We start from the raw sequence: 19,232 nt of genomic DNA on the forward strand, positions 1-19,232 counted from the left end.
TTAGTGATGTAATTTCGCCATGAAGCTTAGTTTTCAACACGTTGCTCTGATCGGAAAATACCAGAGCCCTGTTTCTGAGGCCATGGCAGAAAATGTTCGCAAGGATCTGGAAAGCATTGCCCAGTTTCTCGTTGACCAAGGTTGCTCTGTCGCACTGGAGGCACAAACTGCCCTGCACACCGGATTGACGCAGTATGCGGCGCTGGACGCCGCTGGCATTGGCGAACGGTGCGACCTGGGTTTGGTAGTAGGCGGTGATGGAACCATGCTGAGCATTGGTCGCCAGTTGGCTCCCTACGGCATTCCGCTGGTGGGCATCAACCAAGGGCGCCTTGGCTTCGTCACTGATATTCCGCTGAACAACTACCAGGCAACACTGACGCCCATTTTGCATGGTCAGTTTGAAGAAGACCACCGCCCACTGATGCATGCACGCGTCATACGCGATGGGGTGTGCGTCTTTGACGCTTTTGCCATGAACGATGTGGTGGTTAACCGCGGCGCAACCTCCGGCATGGTGGAGTTGCGGGTTGAAGTGGACGGTCGTTTTGTTGCCAACCAGCGGGCTGACGGCCTGATCATTGCTTCCCCGACCGGCTCCACCGCCTACGCCCTATCGGCGGGCGGGCCCATGCTGCACCCCTCCATTCCGGGCTGGGTGCTGGTGCCAATTGCCCCACACACTCTGTCCAACCGCCCGATTGTTCTGGCGGACATCACCGAGATCGCCATTGAAATCGTGAGCGGTCGCGATGCCAGCGCCAATTTTGATATGCAATCGCTGGCCTCGCTGCTGCATGGCGACCGCATTCTGGTCAAACGCTCAGAATACTGCGTGCGTTTTCTGCACCCCTGTGGCTGGAGTTATTTCGATACCTTGCGGAAAAAACTGCGCTGGAACGAAGGGGGCTCCTGACGATGGCGCTCAAGAGCATCACGCTGCGCGATTTCGTGATTGTTCACCAACTCGATCTGGAGCTTTCTCCTGGCTTCACTGCACTGACTGGAGAGACTGGGGCGGGCAAATCCATCCTGATCGATGCCTTGCAACTGGCCCTGGGCGAGCGTGCCGACAGTGCCGTGGTGCGCGAAGGCGCGCAGCGCACCGATGTCTGTGCAGAGTTTGACTGCCCCGCACTGCTGCACCCATGGCTACAAGAGGCAGGTTTTACTGCCGATGAACACCTGCTGCTGCGGCGCACCGTAGATTTGCAGGGCAAGAGCCGCGCATGGATCAATGGCGTACCTGCCACTGCCACCCAATTGCGCACAGTGGGCGAGCACCTGCTGGACATCCACGGACAACATGCCTGGCAAAGCCTGACGCGCCCCGATGCAGTGCGCGGTCTGCTGGACGCTTACGCCGGCATTGCCATGCAGAATGAGGTGGCCAGCCACTGGGCGCAGTGGCGCGCCGCACAAAAGGCATTGACCCAGGCACGCAGCGCACAAGACCACCTGCAACGTGACCGCGAGCGACTGCAATGGCAGATCGCAGAGGTGGAAAAACTCGCGCCCGGCGATGACGAGTGGGAAGAACTCAACGCCCAGCACACCCGACTGACCCACGCCCAGTCCTTGCTTGATGCAGCGCAAGAGGCATTGAACCTGCTGGATGCAGAAGAAACGGGCGCCCTGCCATGCCTGTCCCGGGCGCAAGAGCAATTGCAGGCACAAGAGCACCTCGAACCGGCATTCAAAAACCTCAGTGACGCACTGATCTCCAGCGTGGCGCATGCCGAAGAAGTGGTGCGCTCATTGCACGCCTACCTGCGCCATGCGGATCTGGATCCGCAAAGCCTGTCGGCGTTGGATACCCGGGTGGCTTTGTGGCTGACCCTGGCACGGCGTTACAAGCGCACACCCGTGGAGCTTCCACATTTGCTCCAGTCCTGGAAAAACGAGTTGCAGGTATTGAACACTGCCGCAGACCTGGACAGTCTGGAGGCCACGGAAAAGAAAGCAGCCGATACATTCAACCGTGCAGCCCGCAAGCTTTCACAGGCACGCGCCCAAGCAGCGCCGCGCCTGTCCCAAGCCATCACCGACGCCATGCAAGTGCTGGGAATGCAGGGTGGACGGTTTCAAGTCGCTTTGGCTCCCAGTGCCAACCCTGCTGCCCATGGCCTGGATGAAGTCACTTTTCTGATAGCGGCCCACCCCGACGCCACGCCCAAGCCGATTGGCAAAATTGCTTCCGGCGGCGAGCTCTCGCGCATCTCCCTGGCCATTGCTGTGACGACCAGCGCACTGGGCACGGCATCCACACTGATCTTTGACGAGGTCGATTCTGGCGTCGGCGGGGCTGTCGCGGACGCTGTGGGCCGACTGATGCGCCAGTTGGGCCAGGATCGCCAGGTGCTGGCCGTAACTCACTTGCCACAAGTGGCTTCGCAGGCCCACCAGCACTTGGTCGTATCCAAAGACCATGGGGGTGCGGGCACCAGCAGCACCGTGAAAGTGGTGCAAGGCGAGCAGCGCGTGACCGAAGTAGCCCGCATGCTGGGCGGACAGCGCCTGTCCCAAACCACACTGGCCCATGCCCGCGAAATGCTGGGCACCGCACACGCTGCACTGCAGGGAGAACAGCAACCATGACACTCGAAATTGCCTTGATTACCGGGATGTCGGGCTCGGGAAAATCCGTCGCCTTGCGCGCCCTGGAGGATGCCGGCTATTACTGTGTGGATAACCTGCCACCAGAGCTGTTGGCGCCTTTTGTGGCACTGGAGCACCGCCACCACGGCAACAGAGTTGCCATTGCCATGGATGTGCGCAGCGCCACCTCCTTGCCCCAGGTACCGCAAGAATTGGAGCGCTTGCGCAGCCAGGGCATCGTCGTGCATTCCCTTTTCTTGGACGCCACCACGGATACGCTGGTGCGGCGCTTCTCTGAAACACGCAGGCGCCATCCCCTCTCCCACGACGATCTCACCGACGGACGGCGCGCGCTGGTACAGGTCATCGAGCTGGAGCGCGAACTGCTGGCCGACCTGCGCGAACAAGCCCATGTCATCGACACCAGCGCTATCCGGGCCTCACAGCTGCAAAGCTACGTGAAGGGACTGATGTCATCCGCTCCAGACCAACTCACGCTGGTGTTCCAGTCTTTTGCATTCAAGCGCGGCATTCCGGTCGATGCAGACTACGTTTTTGACGTGCGCATGCTGCCCAATCCACACTATGAGCCAGCCCTGAAGGATTTGACAGGACTAGATCAACCCGTTGCAGACTATTTGGCACACCAACCAGAAGTGCGCCAAATGCGCAGCCATATCGAACAATTTCTCAACCACTGGCTGGAGTTTTTGGCCCAGAACCACCGCAGCTATGTCACCGTCGCCATTGGCTGTACGGGAGGCCAGCACCGCTCGGTGTATTTGGTGGAGCGGCTGGCAGAAACTTTCAGCAGCCGCTGGATGACGCTGCGCCGCCATCGCGAGCTTGATGCTTGATCTCTGCAACCCGTGCAACAGCTACCAATTCTCCAAAAACTTGCGCACCGGCGCAGGCAGGCCTATTTGGCGCCATTGCCCGGCATCAAACCAGCCGCCATCTTCGCCAACCGGCACATCGACGGTACTGGCCGCCAGTACTGGGTGCAGGTACAGGTCGCGGTGGGTCAGCACATGCAAGAACGCTGGCAACTCGGTCACTTGCGGGGCTGCCAATATGGCAGGGTGTGCCAGTAGCTGCTCGCGGGCCTCGAATACGGGTAAACAATGCAGGCCGGCCCAGATACCCGTGGCCGGGCGCTTGTGCAGCCACACCCGTCCAGCCCCATCGCGCAGCACCAGCAGCCACCAGGACTGTGCTTTGCGCACCAGCTTGCGCGTTTTGACCGGGTAGCGCTCCGGTTCGCCTTGTCGCGCGGCCACGCAGCCGTCTTGCAAGGGGCATTGCGCGCACACAGGTTTGCGCGACAAACAAATCGTGGCGCCCAAATCCATCAACCCCTGGGTATAGCGCGGCATGGCATGAGCCAAGTCATCCTGGGGAAGAAGGGTCTGAGCGTGATCCCACAGGCGCCGCTCGTTGGCTGCCAGCGCCAGATCGGCATCAAACCCCAGCCAACGTGTCAGCACGCGCTTGACGTTGGCGTCCAGGATGGGCACGCGCTCTGAAAAACAAAAAGCAGCGATGGCGCCTGCAGTCGATCGGCCAATACCCGGGAGCAATGCCAACGCCTGTGCCGAGGACGGAAAGGCGCCGCCATGCTGCGCCACCACCATCTGGGCACAGCGGTGCAAATTGCGCGCACGGCTGTAATAGCCCAGCCCACTCCACAGTGCCAGCACCTCATCTTCCGAAGCATGTGCCAGCGCAGTGACATCAGCAAAGCGCTGCAAAAAACGCTCGTAGTAATCGAGCACTGTCGTGACCTGCGTTTGCTGCAGCATGATTTCTGACAGCCAGACCCGGTACGGATCGCGCGTTTGCTGCCAGGGCAAATGGTGGCGCCCATACTGCGTTTGCCAGCGCACCACCTGCTGCGCCAAGGTAGCAACACGCGCTGTCATGCAGCTACGGCACTGGGGGGGTGCTCCACGACCACTGCGGGCTCCAGCGACAATTTCAGCAACTGCGCTGTCTGGCTCTGGAAACTGGTTTCCAACTGGGTCAGCAACTGATCGCCTTCTTCAATTTCTGCAATCCGCTCGACCAAGCCGCTGGCGGCTTTCTGGATGCGGTCTATTGCCTCGATGCGGCGGGCAAAGCTGCGTCGGCGCTCGCGCAACTGGGCGTCCAGCTGGGCGGTGGCAGATTTACTCCACAGCTCCAGGTCGTTGGCCGCAGACTCAAACACGGTGCGTACCCGCATGAACAGCGCGCGCCCCAGGCGCTCGGCAAATTCCGGGCGAGCCAACTTGAAGGCGTTGCCCATGCTCAGGTATTGCAGATGCCCCTGCTCAATGGAGGCCAGATCGGCCGCCAGCGGCTCCAGCGGCGGTGTGGCGGGCACTTGCAGCGAGAAGCCAAACTCTGCGTTGAGCTGGCTGAAGGTTCCCCCCAGCATGGCCTGAATCTCAATAGTGGACGCTTGCGCACCATCGAGCGTGGCACGCAAATTGGCAAAAGCCTCCGCATAGATTTTCTTCACACCCAGCTTCAGGCCCCTTTGCTGCAATGCAGCCACCAAAGGCTTGAGTTGCTCTTTCAGGGCTTTGGTACCCAACTGCACAAAAACATCGTTCAGCAGCTTCAAATGCACGGCGCGCACGGCTTGTATGCGGGCGGCGCTGAGGTCAAATTCAGTTTGCTCCTGCTCAATGCGGGTGCGCATGGATTCGATCACCGAGGCATTCTTGCCACGCAAACTGCGCAGCTCCAGCATCTGGTCATCGAGGTCTCGGCGGCGGATATTGAGCAGGCGCGATGTCTCGGTGTTCAAGCCTGCCACGCCCGCCGCTACCGCCGCCCGCAATATGGCCTGGCGCTGACCCATGATGCCTTGCGATAGCGCATCCTCCAGCACCGGCAAGCCGCTGGCTTGCAGCAGCGCAGCATCCTGGGTGATTTTGGCCAGCAGCCCTTTTTGTGCCGACACCGGCAGCACCTGCTCCACACGCACACCCAGCATCTGCGCAGAGGTGCTGCGCTGCTTGTCCAGCTGCGCCTGCACTTTCTCCGGGGCGTTGAGCGCATCCCACAGAGTGTCGATTTTGTTCAATACCACCAGACGCGAGTCGGTGCCCGCCTGCGTCGAAACCAGGTGCTCGCGCCAAATCGACAGATCAGAGCGTGTAACACCCGTGTCAGCGCCCAGGATGAACACCACAGCATGGGCCTGCGGAATCAGGTTGACCGTCAGCTCGGGCTCGGCACCCACGGCGTTGAGGCCGGGCGTATCCAGAATCACCAGCCCCTCTTTGAGCAGGGGGTGGGGCATATTGATCAGGGCGTGGCGCCACAAGGGCACTTCGACCAGGCCTTGATCGTCCAGCGCGGGATTGTCCTCAGGCAGTTCGTCGTGCCAAAAGCCCAGAGCGCGTGCTTCATCGGGCGTGACTTTGCGCACCTGCGCGACCTTTTCCAGCGCTGCTGCGATCTGGTCAGCACTGTGAATGTCCAGGGGCAGCGTCTCCCAGGCGCCCGGCTTGAGGCGCCATTCGGCCAGACTCAAGGGCTGCAGCCGGGTATCGATGGGCAGCAAACGCAGGCAGGGCCCCAGAGTGGGGTCGTAGCCCAGCTCGGTGGGGCACATGGTGGTACGCCCGGGGCTGGCCGGCATGATGCGGCGGCCATAACCGGCAAAGAAAATAGCGTTGATCAGCTCGGATTTGCCGCGCGAAAACTCGGCAACAAAAGCCACCATGATTTTGTCGGAGCGGATCTGGTTTTCAAGGCGTTGCAGACGCTCTTGCACAGCAGCGTCCATCAACTCGTGGGAGTCCAGCCACTCGGCCAAACGCTTCAACTGCTGGGCAAACGCACGCCGCCAAGCGCCGTGCAGTTCAAACTGATCGTTGAATGAGGATCCCACTTTGTTCCCGGAAATCAAGAGGTCGTCTGCAAAAACGCTCTTAAAACAATAGCTGCTTGCGCCCAATGCACGCGGGCTGGATGCCGATTTGCTTCAAGAATGCTGGCAGCGTGGACAGTAGTAACTGCTGCGCTGTGCCTGGCGCACCATGCGCACGGGCGTGGCGCAAGTATGACAGGGTGCGCCCTCACGCCCATAGACATGGGCTTGCGCCTGGAAATGTCCAGCGCTGCCATCGGCACTGCTGAAATCGCGCAGGGTACTGCCGCCCGCTGCCACCGCCTGGCGCAGCACTTGTACGATGGCCTGGTGCAGTTTGCGCGCCCGCGCCTGGCCAATGCGCGCGGCTTTGGTGGTGGGACGAATGCCCGCCAGAAACAGCACTTCCGACGCGTAAATGTTGCCCACCCCCACCACCAGGCGCCCGGCCAGCAGCACCTGCTTGATGGGCGAACGGCTGGCTTGCAGGCCGCGCCAGAAAGGCTCGAACACAAAATCATCGGCCAGTGGCTCCACGCCCAGTGCACCCAAGAGCTTGCGTGCCGGTGCGTCGTGCTCGTCTTGCGCATAGACCACGGCGCCAAAGCGGCGCGGATCGTGCAAACGCAAGGTGCCTTGGGTCGTTGTCAGATCGAAGTGGTCGTGCGTCCCCGGCGCGGGCAAATCGGCTGCAAAACGCAGGCTACCCGACATCCCCAGATGCAACAGCAGCAAGCCTTTGTCCAGATCCAGTAGCAGGTATTTGCCGCGTCGGCGCACCCCCAGCACCACACGCCCGGCCAGATCGGCAGGCGCGCAACCCAAAGGCCAGCGCAGGGGCTTGCCCAACGCCACGGCCACAATCCGCGCCCCGGCAATAGCCTGGTGAAAACTCAGGCGGGTGACTTCAACCTCTGGCAATTCGGGCATAGGAAAAGACATCCAATGGGGCATTCGGGCTTCGATTATTATGGTTTTATGGCCTCTATCCATCGTTTCATGATCTCTGCGCTGACCGCCGTCCTGGTGACTGGCACAGCCCCCACTTGGGCAGCTACAGCCGCAGCCAAGGCCACCCGCACACCACCCGCCAACACCGGTGCCAGCGAGGAGCCGCCTGATGCGGCCATGGGGGCGGAGCTTTTCTATGAAGTTCTGCTGGGTGAAATCACCACCCGTGCGGGCGATCCCGCCACTGGCTTTGCCCTGATGCTGGAGGCTGCTCGCCAAAGCAACGACGAAAAAGTCTACCAACGCGCTGCTGACATCGCCTTGCAGGCGCGCTCAGGCGAGTCCGCTCTGGCCGCTGCACAAGCCTGGAAAGCGGCGTGGCCACAATCGCGCGAAGCCAATCGCTATGTGCTGCAAATCCTGGTCGCACTCAACCGCATCAGCGACAGCGCGGTGCCACTGGCGCAAGAGCTGACACAATCGCCGCCGTATGCCAAAACGGCAACACTGCTGGCCCTGCCGCAGCTGTACCGCCGTGCCAGCGACAAAGCACTGGCCGCCGCCATCGTCGAGCAAGCGCTGGCTGCCGACCTGCGCCAGCCCGACACCGCACCACCGGCCTGGGTCGCCATAGGCCGCATGCGGCTGCTGGCCGAAGACGTGCCCGGCGCCTTGCAAGCTGCGGCACAAGCGCAAAACACCGCCCCCCACTACGATGGCGCCGCCTTGCTAGCACTGGAGCTGCTGGGCCGTGGCGAAGAAGCCGCCAGCACCGTAGTGCAGACTTACTTTGATGCACAACCCAGTCCTGAAATGCGCATGGCCTATGCCCGCGTATTAATCGAATTGCAGCGCAACACCGAAGCCCTGCAACAGTTGCAAAGCGCTACTGCCGCCCAACCCGACCTGACCCAGGCCTGGCTGATGCAGGCAGCACTGCTATTGCAAGAAGAAAAACTGGCCGAAGCCGAGGCCGCGCTGCAACGCTTTATTGCACTGACCACAGCCTCTGCGGCCCCCAGTACCAACGGGCCCCGCGCACTGACGCAGGCCTACCTTCTGTATGCACAAATTGCCGAAAAACGCGGCGACCCAGACAACGCAGAAGCGTGGCTCAACCGCATCGACCACCCGCAAGACCTGTTCAGCGCGCAACTACAGCGGGCTTCCCTGCTGGCACGCCAAGGCAAACTGACTCGCGCCCGCGCACTGGTCAGCACCCTGCCCGCAGCCACCGCCGAAGAAGAACAACTGAAGCTGCTGGCAGAAGTTCAAATACTGCGCGACGCCCACGAATACGACCAAGCCTATGCCGTTCAGACACGTGTGGTGGCCCAATCCCCCGACGACAACGAGTTTGTCTACGACCAGGCCATGCTGGCCGAAAAAGCGGGCAAGCTTGACACCATGGAACGGCTGCTGCGCCAGATCATTGCCCGCCAGCCCGATTTTCACCACGCACTCAATGCGCTGGGTTATTCATTCGCTGACCGGGGCATCCGCCTAGCAGAGGCAAAAACACTGATTGAAACCGCCCTGCGCCATGCCCCCAACGACCCCTTCATCACTGACAGCCTCGGTTGGGTGGAGTTTCGAATGGGTAACCGCACGCAAGCCTTGCGCATCTTGGAAACCGCCTTCCAAAAACAGCCTGACGCCGAAATCGCCGCGCATCTGGGCGAAGTACTCTGGAGCCTGGGCGAGCAAGAGCGTGCCAAGGAAGTCTGGCGCGAAGGCCTGCGGCTCAAGCCCAACAACGACACCCTGAAAAGCACCATCAAGCGCTTGGGTGCCACGCTCTGATGCCCTGCCACAGCCATCGGTACAACGCTGCGCCGGGCGCCGCACACCCCCCCCACGGGAAACTTGCCAGACGCCGACTGGCCGCCGTGGCGGTGCTGGCGCCATTGCTGGCCTTGGCGGGCTGTAGCACCCCCCCCTCGCCGACAGCGACCAGCGGCGCACTGCGCACCCACTGGAGCGGACGCCTGGCGCTACAACTGGAAGGCCAGGCTGCACAGTCTTTTTCTGCGGCCTTCGAACTGGATGGCAACCCGCTCCACGGCGAACTCAGGCTCTTGAGCCCGTTTGGCAACACGCTGGTGCAACTCGACTGGAAGCCTGGGCATGCCCGGCTCCACTCGGGCGAGACTACGCAGGAATCCTCTTCGCTGGAAGCTTTGCTGGAACAAGCCACCGGAGCAGCCATCCCAGTGACCGCACTGTTCAGCTGGCTCTCGGGGATACCAGCAACCAGCGACGGCTGGCATGCAGATCTGAGTGCCATTGGGCAAGGAAAAATGCTGGCGCAGCGCCAGACACCTGAGCCCCGGGCCACACTGCGCATCACGTTCGAACGCTAGGAACACAAGCTGTGCAAGCACTCTATGACGTCCCCGCGCCCGCCAAGCTGAACCTGTTTTTGCACATCACCGGGCGCCGCCCCGATGGCTACCACCTACTGCAATCGGTGTTCATGCTGATCGACTGGAGCGACACCCTGCACTTTGCGTTGCGCCATGACGGACACATCAGTCGCGAAGACCTGGGCGCGCCCCTGCCCCCGGATGACCTGACGGTGCGCGCTGCACGTGCACTGCAAGCGGCCACTGGTTGCGCCCTGGGCGCGCACATCGGCGTACTCAAACAAGTGCCAGCCCAGGCGGGCATGGGCGGCGGATCTTCCGATGCGGCCTCTACGCTGCTGGCACTGAACCGACTATGGCACCTGAACCTGGATCGCCCGACCCTGATGCGCATTGGCCTGACGCTGGGAGCGGACGTGCCCTTTTTCCTGTGCGGAGACAACGCCTGGGTAGAGGGCATCGGAGAGGCTATTACGCCGCTCCCCCCCGAGCACGCACTCCCGTCGGCACGTTTTGTGGTCATCAAACCCGCCGCAGGATTGGATACTCCACAAATTTTTTCATCACCTACGCTCAAACGCGATTCAGCCAGTGCTACAATCGCAGGCTTCGCTGCAAAACATTTTGATTTTGGTCAAAACGACTTGCAGAGCACCGCTGAAGCGCTGTGTCCCGATGTAAAAAAAGTCCTTAATTGGCTTGATTTGCACAAATTACGCGGTAGAATGACGGGCTCTGGAAGCGCAGTTTTTGCAAAGATATCGCACCAAGTTGACTTCAGCCAAGCTCCCGGCGAGTGGCAAGTCAAACAGTGTAAAAACCTGCAAACCCATCCATTAAAAGACTGGGTTTAAGGTGAAAAGTTAAAGGTTGGTTGCCACACGGCAGCCAACCCGTGTAGGGGAGTCGCCAAGCTGGTTAAGGCACCGGATTTTGATTCCGGCATGCGAAGGTTCGAATCCTTCTTCCCCTGCCAAATATTTGCCGCATACAGGCACTAATCTCAGACTGCTGGGCCGCTCATGCAAGCCAACCAACCCGACTTCATGGTTTTCACCGGCAATGCCAATCCTGGCATGGCTTCTGAAATCGCCCAACACCTTGGAACCACTCTGGGTGCAGCAGACGTAGGTCGCTTCTCGGACGGTGAAGTCACTGTCGAAATCAAACAAAACGTTCGTGCCCGCGACGTCTTCGTAGTGCAGTCCACCTGCGCACCCACGAACGAAAACCTCATGGAATTGCTGATCATGGTCGATGCGCTCAAGCGTGCATCTGCCGAACGCATCAGCGCGGTGATCCCCTACTTCGGCTACGCCCGCCAGGATCGCCGTCCCCGCTCCAGCCGCGTGCCCATCTCGGCCAAAGTGGTAGCCAACATGCTGCAAGCCGTGGGCGTGGCCCGCGTGCTGACCATGGACTTGCACGCCGACCAAATTCAGGGTTTTTTCGATATCCCCGTGGACAACATCTACGCCTCGCCGGTGCTGCTGGGCGATCTGAACCAGAAGAAATACGACGACCTCATCGTCGTTTCTCCTGACGTGGGTGGCGTGGTGCGTGCCCGTGCCCTGGCCAAACAACTCGGTTGTGATCTGGCCATCATCGACAAGCGCCGTCCCAAGGCCAATGTGTCGGAAGTCATGCACGTCATCGGCGAAATCGAAGGCCGCAACTGCGTGATCATGGACGACATGATCGACACTGCTGGCACCCTGGTCAAAGCGGCTGAAGTGCTCAAGGCCCGTGGCGCCAAAAAGGTGTACGCCTACTGCACGCACCCCATCTTCTCGGGCCCTGCCATTGAACGCATCACCAAGGGCTCGGCCCTGGATGAAGTGGTCGTGACCAACACCATTCCCTTGAGCGAAGCCGCCAAGGAATGCGCCAAAATCCGCCAGCTCTCGGTGGCACCGCTGATCGCTGAGACGATACAGCGCATTGCCAAAGGCGAATCGGTGATGAGTTTGTTCTCAGACCAGAACGACCTGTTCTGAGTCTTGGAACACCACAGAGGCTCCCGGTTCTCGGGGGCCTTTTTTTAACCTGAAATGACACTGGTCGCGGTGCATTTCCCATGGAGATTTGATATGAACTTCGTCGCTTTTGAGCGCGCCAAGCAAGGCACGGGTGCGAGCCGCCGTCTGCGCAATTCGGGCCGCGCGCCCGGCATCGTCTACGGTGGTGCTACTGAACCCCAAACCATCGAAATCGACCACAACAGCCTGTGGCACGCCCTGAAGAAAGAAGCCTTCCACTCCAGCGTGCTGGACATGGAAGTGGCTGGCCAAACGCACAAAGTGGTGCTGCGCGATGTGCAATACCACCCCTACAAGCAGCAAGTGCTGCACATCGACTTCCAACGCGTCGATGACAAAACCAAGCTGCACCTGAAGGTGCCACTGCACTTCGTCGGCGCTGAAGAGTCGCCTGCGGTCAAGGCCGACAAGTGCACCGTCAACCACGTGATGACCGAAATCAACGTCTCGTGCATGCCTTCGGACCTGCCCGAGTTCATCACCGTGGACCTGAGCAGCCTGAAGAAGGGCGCAGCCCTGCACCTGCAAGACGTGCCGCTGCCCAAGGGCGCAACGCTGGTGGTGCGTGGCAGCCAGAAGAACCCCGTGGTGGTCGCCGTGGTGCCGCCAGCCGTGGTGCTCGAAGCCGGCGCTGCTGAAGCCGCTGCCGCCGCTCCTGCCAAGGGCAAGGGCAAGAAGAAGTAAGCCTCCCCACTGGCTTGGCAGCCGCACGCGGCTGCTCCCTCTCAACGGCCCACCTTGCGTGGGCCGTTGGCTTTCAGGCCCCTGATAATTCTTCGCATGATCAAACTGTTTGTCGGCCTGGGCAATCCCGGGCCCGAGTACGAGGCCACGCGGCACAACGCCGGGTTTTGGTGGATTGATGCGCTGGCTCGCGAGCTCAAGGTCACGCTGCAACCCGAGCGCAGCTACTGGGGGCTGGCGGCGCGCGCCACGGTGCATGGCCATACGGTCTGGCTGCTGGAGCCGCAAACCTTCATGAACCTGTCGGGCAAATCGGTAGCGGCGCTGGCGCGTTTTTTCAAGATCACGCCGGAAGAGATTCTGGTGGCGCACGACGAGCTGGACATCAGCCCCGGCCAGGTCAAGCTCAAGCGCGGTGGCAGCCACGCCGGGCACAACGGCCTGCGCGACATCCATGCCCAGCTGGGCTCGCCCGACTACTGGCGCCTGCGCATCGGCATTGGCCACCCCGGCGTGAAATCGGATGTGGCCAACTGGGTGCTGAAAAAACCCGCGCCCGACCAGCGCACGCTGATCGAAGACAGCATTGCCCACTCGCTCAAGGCGTGGCCTGCGCTGCTGGCGGGCGAGATGGACAAGGCCACGCTGCTCATCCACACCACCAAACCGCCCCGACCCAAGCCGCCTCGGCCTGATGCAGCAGTCTAAATACTATTATTTTGATAGCTGCTTGCGCTTATTGTGCAAGTCTTTGAGGCCGATTTGACCTGAAAATCTCTTGCCAGGGCACTGGGGCACATCAACCGGGCGCGGCCGCGCGCAGGCGCTCGAACTTTTGCCACAGCGTTTCCCGGCTTTCCACGTGGCGGGGGTCCACCGGAATGCAGGAGACGGGGCACACCTGCATGCACTGCGGCTCCTCAAAATGGCCCACGCATTCGGTGCATTTGGCGGGATCGATTTCGTAGATGTCGGGGCCCATGAAGATGGCCTGATTCGGGCACTCGGGCTCGCACACATCGCAGTTGATGCATTCATCGGTAATCATCAGTGCCATGGCGTACTCCGGGCGGGATGGCAAGGCGGTGGGGCGGCAGGGTAGCGGCGGTACGGGGCAGCGGTCATGGGCCGGATTATCCCGTTCCGGTGCCCGCACTGGTGCAGCGGCGCGGCACAACCCCACCACCGGCATCGGGGGTGTTTTGCCGCTATGCTGCCACTCCCTTAACGTCCGCTGACGGGCCCTGGCCCTGCACGCCCCCCCCCCACCGCATCGCCTGCCACCCGCCAAACACTTTCCATGGGACTGTTTCTGCTCAAACGCTTCGCCACCTTGCTGGGCACGCTGGCCGCTGCCTCGGTGGTGGTGTTTGCAGTGCTGGAGATTTTGCCCGGCAACGCTGCGCAAACCCTGATGGGCGCCGACGCCGACCCCGAGGCCGTGGCCCAGCTCAGCGCCCAGCTCGGCCTGGACCAGCCCGCCCTGCACCGCTACGGCCAGTGGATCAGCGGCCTTGTGCAAGGCGACATGGGCGAGAGCCACGCCTACGGCACGCCTGTACACGAGCTGGTGCTGGAGCGCCTGGCGCTGACGGTGCCGCTGGCCTTGCTGGCCATGGCCCTGGCCACCGTGCTGGCCTTGGCGGCGGGGGTATATGCCGCCTCACGCCACAACCGGCTGGGCGATGTGGGCGTGATGGCCCTGGCGCAACTGGGCATTGCCATTCCCAATTTCTGGTTCGCCATCTTGCTGATCTTGCTGTTCTCGGTGCAGTTGCAGTGGTTTGCGGCGGGCGGGTTTCCGGGCTGGAGCGAGGACAGCGGCGGTGGCCTGTGGCCGGGCTTGAAGGCTTTGCTGCTGCCCGCCGTGTCGCTGGCTGTCGTGCAGGCGGCGATTTTGGCGCGCACCACGCGCTCGGCGGTGCTGGAGGTGCTGCGCGAAGACTTTGTGCGCACCGCCCGCGCCAAGGGCCTGGGCCAGCGCGCCGCGCTGTGGCGCCATGTGCTGCGCAACGCCATGGTGCCGGTGGTAACGGTGATGGGGCTGCAGTTTGCCAACCTGCTGGCAGGCACCATCGTGGTCGAAAACGTGTTTTACCTGCCCGGTCTGGGGCGGCTGATTTTCCAGTCGATTGCCAACCGCGATCTGATCGTGGTGCGCAATTGCGTGATGCTGCTGGCTGCCATGGTGATTGCCGTGAACTTTGTCGTTGACCTGTGCTATGGCGCCATTGACCCGCGCGTGCAGGCCCGCGACCTCTGAACCGGGCCTGACCGCCCTGACCACGCCAGCGCCCGCCTGCCCATTCCACCACTGCCCTGCCCGCCTCACCGCCCGACTGCCTTCCTCTGCCGCTGCCATGCCACCGCACCCGCCTCCTTTGCCCGCCACCAGCGCCCGCTACGCCGCCCCCGGCTGGCTGGCGCGCGCACTGCACCACCGCAGCTTTGCCCTGGGCGCGGTGCTGGTGGCGCTGCTGCTGGCCTGCGCGGCGCTGTCGCTGGTGTGGACGCCCTGGTCGCCCTACGCCATGGACTTGCCCGCCAAGCTGCAAGCGCCCAGCGCCCAGCACTGGCTGGGCACCGATGCCTTTGGCCGCGACGTGGCATCGCTGCTGTTGGTGGGTGCGCGCAACTCGCTGGTGGTGGGCGCGATTGCGGTGGGCATCGGCCTGTCGGTGGGCACGGTGCTGGGGCTGTGGGCTGCGGCGCAGCGCGGCTGGGTGGAAGAGATCACCATGCGGCTGTGCGATTTCACGTTCGCCTTTCCGGCGATTTTGTCGGCCATCATGCTCACGGCGGTGTGGGGGGCGGGCATAGGCAACGCCATAATCGCCATTGGCATCTTCAATATCCCGACCTTTGCGCGGGTCACGCGGGCCTCGGCCAACGCGGTGTGGGCGCGCGACTTTATTCTGGCCGCGCGCGCCTGCGGCAAGGGCCGCTTGCGCACCACGCTGGAGCATGTGCTGCCCAACATCGCCCCGGTGCTGATCGTGCAGGCCACGGTGCAATTTGCCATTGCCATCCTGGCCGAGGCGGCGCTGTCGTACCTGGGGCTGGGCACGCAGCCGCCCGCGCCCTCGTGGGGGCGCATGCTCAGCGAGGCGCAAACGCTGATGTTCCAGGCGCCGCTGCTGGCGGTGTGGCCGGGCGTGGCCATCGCCCTCGCCGTGCTGGGCCTGAACCTGCTGGGCGACGGCCTGCGCGACCTGCTCGACCCGCGCCTGTCGCGCCAGCGCTGAAGGTAGAACATGCCCCTGCTGCAAGTGTCCCAACTGAACATCGCCTTGCCCACGCCGCGTGGCCTGGCGCAGGCCGTGCGCGGCCTGGACTTCACCCTGGAGAGCGGCGAAACCCTGGGCCTGATTGGCGAATCGGGCTGCGGCAAATCGCTCACCGCGCTGGCGCTGATGGGGCTGCTGCCCGAGCGCGCGCGCGCCAGCGGCAGCATCCGCCTCGATGGCCAGGAGCTGCTGGGCCTGCCCGACGCCGCCCTGTGCCGCATCCGGGGCCAGCGCATGGCCATGGTGTTCCAGGAGCCCATGACGGCACTGAACCCCCTGCACCGCATTGGCGACCAGGTGGCCGAGCCACTGCGCCTGCACAGCGGATTGGGGCGCGCGCAGGCCAGAGGCCAGGCCCAGGCGCTGCTCGAGCGTGTGGGCATCGCCAACGCCGCGCAGCGCATGGACGCCTACCCGCACCAGTTCTCGGGCGGGCAGCGCCAGCGCATCACCATTGCCATGGCGCTGGCCTGTGGCCCCGACCTGCTGATTGCCGACGAGCCCACCACCGCGCTGGACGTGACGTTGCAGCAGCAAATCCTGGCCCTGATCGCCGAGCTGGTGGCCGAGCGCCAGATGGCGCTGATCCTGATCTCGCACGACCTGGGCGTGATCGCGCAAAACGTCGATCGCATGCTGGTGATGTACGGCGGCAGCGTGGTCGAGCGCGGCGCCACGGCGTCGGTGTTTTCTGCGCTGGCACACCCGTACACGCGCGGCCTGCTGGCGGCGCGCCCGCAGATGGCGCCGGTGGCGCCCACCGGGCAGCGCCCGCGCCTGGCCACCATCGCCGGCACCGTGCCCGAGCTGGCCGACCTGCCCAGCGGCTGCCCCTTTGCCGGGCGCTGCGCCTTCACCCTGCCCACCTGCCACACCACGCCGCCCCCCGCCGTCCAGGTGACTGGCGACCACGTGGCCTACTGCCTGCGCCCCGAGGCCATGGCGCCTGCGCTGGGCAGCGCACTGGGCACGGCGCCAATCACTCCTGAGTTGATAGCTGCTAGCGCACAACCCGCAAGGGCTAGAGGCCGTTTTGATGCACAAAACACGCCCGCATCCGACCCGCCCCTGCTGCAAGTGTGCGCCCTGGCCCGCAGCTACCCGCTGGCGCGCCAGCATCTGTTCGCCCCCCGCCCCCAGCTGCACGCGCTGCAAGGCGTGGATTTTGTGGTACGGGCCGGGCGCAGCGTGGGCATCGTCGGCGAATCGGGCTCGGGCAAATCCACCCTGGCGCGGCTGGTGATGGCGCTGGATACGCCCAGCGCAGGCAGCGTGCAGTTGCTGGGCCAAGACCTGCACGCCCTGCCTGCGCAGGCGCTGCGCCAGGCCCGGCGCGATATGCAGATGGTGTTCCAAGACCCCTACGGCTCGCTTGATCCGCGCCAGCGCATTGAACGCATCGTCACCGAGCCGCTGCAAGCGCTGGGCACCGCCAGCCGGGCCGAGCAGCGCGCGCAGGCCGCTGCCGTGCTGGCCCAGGTGGGCCTGCGCAGCAGCGACCTGGACAAATACCCGCACGAGTTCTCCGGTGGCCAGCGCCAGCGCATTGCCATTGCCCGCGCCCTCATCACCCGCCCGCGCCTGATCGTGGCCGACGAGCCGGTCAGCGCGCTCGATGTATCCGTGCAGGCGCAGGTGCTGAACCTGATGCAGGACTTGCAGCAGCAGTGTGGCGTGACGTATCTGCTCATCAGCCACGACCTGGCCGTGGTCAACCACCTGTGCGACGAGGTGCTGGTGCTGTACCAGGGCCGCATCGTCGAGCGCGGTGCGCCGGGCGATTTGTTCCAGAACGCCCAGCACCCCTACACCCGCACACTGGTGGACGCCGTGCCGCGCATTGCACCCGGATACATACACGCGCGCCGCATGGCGGTGCCCATGGTGTAAAAAGCCCGGCTGCACGCTGCCACCGTATTTCTGTTTTTGCCTGGAGACACCCCCACATGCTGACCCGCCGCACCCTGCTTGCCACCGGCGCCATCGCCACCGTGCCCCTGACCTCGCTGGAGGCGCTGGCACAGAACAAAAAAGACACCGTGGTTCTGGCCCTGACGCTGGAGCCGCCGGGGCTGGACCCGACTGCCGGCGCCGCCTCGGCCATTGGCGAAATCGTGCACTACAACATCTTCGAGACGCTGACCAAAATCAACGCCGATGGCAGCGTCTCGCCCCTGCTGGCCGAGAGCTGGGAGGTATCGCCCGACCTGCGCACCACCACCTTCCGGCTGCGCAAGGGCGTCAAATTCCAGAACGGCGTGCCCTTCACGGCGGCAGCGGTCAAGTTCTCGTTTGACCGCGCGGGCGGCGACAAAAGCACCAACAAAGACAAACGCACCTTTGCCAGCCTGACCACCCAGGTGGTGGACGACCACACCGTAGTCATCATCAACAAGGACATCGACCCCGATTTTCTGTTCGTGCTGGGCCAGGCCACGGCCATCATCGTCGAGCCGCAAAGTGCCGCCACCAACGCCACCAAGCCCGTGGGCACCGGCCCCTACAAACTCAGCCACTGGAGCAAAGGCGCCTCCATCACGCTGGAGCAGTGGGCGGGTTTTCGCAACCCGGGTGCGCTGCGCATTCGCCGGGCCACGTTCCGCTTCATTTCTGACCCGGCGGCGCAGGTGGCCGCACTGCTGGCGGGCGATATCGACGCTTTTCCGCGCGTGACGCCGCGCAGCGTGGCGCAGTTCAAGGCCAACCCGCGTTTTCAGGTGGTGGTCAGCGGCTCGCGGGCCAAGACCATTCTGGCCATCAACCATGCGCGCAAGCCACTCAACGATGTGCGCGTGCGCCGCGCCATCGCTGCCGCCATCGACCGCAAAGCCGTGATTGACGGCGGTGGCGACGGCTACGGCATCGCCATTGGCAGCCACTACGTGCCCGGCGCCTTTGGCTACGTGGACACCACCGGCATCAACCCCTACGACCTGGACAAAGCCCAAAAGCTGATGGCCGAAGCGGGCGTCAAGCTGCCGCTGGAGCTGACCATGACGCTGCCGCCGCCGCCCTACGCCCGCCAGGGTGGCGAGGTGATTGCTGCGCAGCTGGCCAAAATCGGCATCCACGTGAAGCTGCAAAACGTGGAATGGGCGCAGTGGCTCAGCGCCACCTATGGCCGCAAGCAGTACGACCTGACGCTGATCTCGCACGTCGAGCCGTTCGACCTGGGCAACTTTGCCAAGCCCGACTATTACTGGGGCTACCAGTCGCCACAGTTCAACGCCTTGTTCGAGCAGATCAAGACGGCCGCGCGCCCCTCCGACCGCGCCCGGCTGCTGGGCGACGCCCAGCGCTTGCTGGCCGAAGATGCAGCGCACGCCTTTTTGTACCAGCCGCAGTGGGTCACGGTGGCCGACAAGCGGCTCAAGGGGCTGTGGAAAGACATGCCGATTTTTGTCAACGACCTCTCGGCCCTGCACTGGTCTTGAGCACGGGT

At 63.1% G+C, this 19,232-nt stretch carries 17 protein-coding genes and 1 tRNA gene; 14 read left to right on the forward strand and 4 right to left on the reverse strand.

Features of this window, described 5'->3' with window-relative positions; genetic code table 11:
* Positions 1–19: 19 nt before the first annotated feature.
* Genes PHX69_RS04510 through rapZ form a run of 3 tightly spaced genes read left to right on the forward strand, consistent with a single transcriptional unit; the run spans position 20 to position 3,455 of the window.
* The gene (locus tag PHX69_RS04510) at positions 20–916 is read left to right on the forward strand and encodes an NAD kinase (protein ID WP_119014109.1); all 897 of its coding nucleotides are present in this window, start codon (positions 20–22) and stop codon (positions 914–916) included.
* A gap of 2 nt (positions 917–918) precedes the next feature.
* A complete protein-coding gene (gene recN, locus PHX69_RS04515) occupies positions 919–2,598 on the forward strand; it encodes a DNA repair protein RecN (RefSeq protein WP_288042565.1) in 1,680 nt (559 codons plus the stop codon).
* Positions 2,595–3,455 carry an RNase adapter RapZ gene (gene rapZ / locus PHX69_RS04520; protein WP_119014107.1) on the forward strand — a complete coding sequence of 287 codons (861 nt, stop codon included), beginning with the start codon at positions 2,595–2,597 and terminating at the stop codon, positions 3,453–3,455. The genes recN and rapZ overlap by 4 nt, the downstream gene beginning before the upstream one ends.
* A 21-nt stretch (positions 3,456–3,476) precedes the next feature.
* Here the strand turns inward: rapZ and mutY are convergent, their stop codons facing one another.
* From mutY to mutM, 3 genes are all read right to left on the reverse strand, one after another.
* Entirely contained in the window at positions 3,477–4,520 is a 1,044-nt protein-coding gene (mutY, locus tag PHX69_RS04525; RefSeq protein ID WP_288042566.1) for an A/G-specific adenine glycosylase, read from the reverse strand.
* On the reverse strand, positions 4,517–6,484 hold the full coding sequence (locus tag PHX69_RS04530; RefSeq protein ID WP_288042567.1) for a dynamin family protein: 1,968 nt from the start codon (positions 6,482–6,484) through the stop codon (positions 4,517–4,519). Before PHX69_RS04530 ends, mutY begins: the two co-directional genes overlap by 4 nt.
* A 93-nt stretch (positions 6,485–6,577) precedes the next feature.
* Positions 6,578–7,393 carry a bifunctional DNA-formamidopyrimidine glycosylase/DNA-(apurinic or apyrimidinic site) lyase gene (gene mutM / locus PHX69_RS04535; RefSeq protein WP_288042569.1) on the reverse strand — a complete coding sequence of 272 codons (816 nt, stop codon included), beginning with the start codon at positions 7,391–7,393 and terminating at the stop codon, positions 6,578–6,580.
* A gap of 69 nt (positions 7,394–7,462) precedes the next feature.
* Here mutM and PHX69_RS04540 point away from each other — a divergent pair, with 69 nt between their 5' ends.
* From PHX69_RS04540 to pth, 7 genes are all read left to right on the forward strand, one after another.
* Positions 7,463–9,217, forward strand: a complete 1,755-nt coding sequence (locus tag PHX69_RS04540; protein WP_119014104.1) for a tetratricopeptide repeat protein — start codon at positions 7,463–7,465, stop codon at positions 9,215–9,217.
* A complete protein-coding gene (locus PHX69_RS04545; RefSeq protein ID WP_288042571.1) occupies positions 9,217–9,777 on the forward strand; it encodes a lipoprotein insertase outer membrane protein LolB in 561 nt (186 codons plus the stop codon). Before PHX69_RS04540 ends, PHX69_RS04545 begins: the two co-directional genes overlap by 1 nt.
* Positions 9,778–9,788: 11 nt before the next feature.
* On the forward strand, positions 9,789–10,634 hold the full coding sequence (gene ispE, locus PHX69_RS04550; RefSeq protein ID WP_288042573.1) for a 4-(cytidine 5'-diphospho)-2-C-methyl-D-erythritol kinase: 846 nt from the start codon (positions 9,789–9,791) through the stop codon (positions 10,632–10,634).
* A 45-nt stretch (positions 10,635–10,679) separates the two neighbouring features.
* Positions 10,680–10,756 (forward strand) — tRNA-Gln (locus PHX69_RS04555).
* Between the two features lie 46 nt (positions 10,757–10,802).
* Complete coding sequence (locus tag PHX69_RS04560; protein WP_288042575.1) at positions 10,803–11,777, forward strand: ribose-phosphate pyrophosphokinase; 975 nt, start codon at positions 10,803–10,805, stop codon at positions 11,775–11,777.
* Positions 11,778–11,870: 93 nt separating this feature from the next.
* Positions 11,871–12,503: a 50S ribosomal protein L25/general stress protein Ctc gene (locus PHX69_RS04565; RefSeq protein WP_119014100.1), complete on the forward strand. Its 633-nt coding sequence runs from the start codon at positions 11,871–11,873 to the stop codon at positions 12,501–12,503.
* Positions 12,504–12,599: 96 nt separating this feature from the next.
* A complete protein-coding gene (pth, locus tag PHX69_RS04570) occupies positions 12,600–13,211 on the forward strand; it encodes an aminoacyl-tRNA hydrolase (protein ID WP_119014099.1) in 612 nt (203 codons plus the stop codon).
* Between the two features lie 91 nt (positions 13,212–13,302).
* On the opposite strand, the gene PHX69_RS04575 is transcribed toward pth, so the two are convergent.
* A complete protein-coding gene (locus PHX69_RS04575; protein ID WP_119014098.1) occupies positions 13,303–13,560 on the reverse strand; it encodes a YfhL family 4Fe-4S dicluster ferredoxin in 258 nt (85 codons plus the stop codon).
* 243 nt (positions 13,561–13,803) lie between these two features.
* Between PHX69_RS04575 and PHX69_RS04580 the strand changes: the two genes are divergently transcribed.
* The 4 genes from PHX69_RS04580 to PHX69_RS04595 all read left to right on the forward strand — a co-directional run bounded on the left by PHX69_RS04580 (position 13,804) and on the right by PHX69_RS04595 (position 19,224).
* Positions 13,804–14,766: an ABC transporter permease gene (locus tag PHX69_RS04580; RefSeq protein ID WP_288042576.1), complete on the forward strand. Its 963-nt coding sequence runs from the start codon at positions 13,804–13,806 to the stop codon at positions 14,764–14,766.
* A gap of 97 nt (positions 14,767–14,863) precedes the next feature.
* The gene (locus PHX69_RS04585; protein WP_288042577.1) at positions 14,864–15,748 is read left to right on the forward strand and encodes an ABC transporter permease; all 885 of its coding nucleotides are present in this window, start codon (positions 14,864–14,866) and stop codon (positions 15,746–15,748) included.
* A gap of 9 nt (positions 15,749–15,757) precedes the next feature.
* Positions 15,758–17,680: an ABC transporter ATP-binding protein gene (locus tag PHX69_RS04590; protein ID WP_288042578.1), complete on the forward strand. Its 1,923-nt coding sequence runs from the start codon at positions 15,758–15,760 to the stop codon at positions 17,678–17,680.
* A gap of 56 nt (positions 17,681–17,736) precedes the next feature.
* Positions 17,737–19,224: an ABC transporter substrate-binding protein gene (locus tag PHX69_RS04595; RefSeq protein WP_288042579.1), complete on the forward strand. Its 1,488-nt coding sequence runs from the start codon at positions 17,737–17,739 to the stop codon at positions 19,222–19,224.
* The last annotated feature ends 8 nt before the right edge of the window (positions 19,225–19,232 follow it).

Origin of the sequence: Simplicispira sp. (assembly GCF_028687295.1) — a bacterium.
Taxonomy (GTDB): domain Bacteria; phylum Pseudomonadota; class Gammaproteobacteria; order Burkholderiales; family Burkholderiaceae_C; genus Simplicispira; species Simplicispira metamorpha.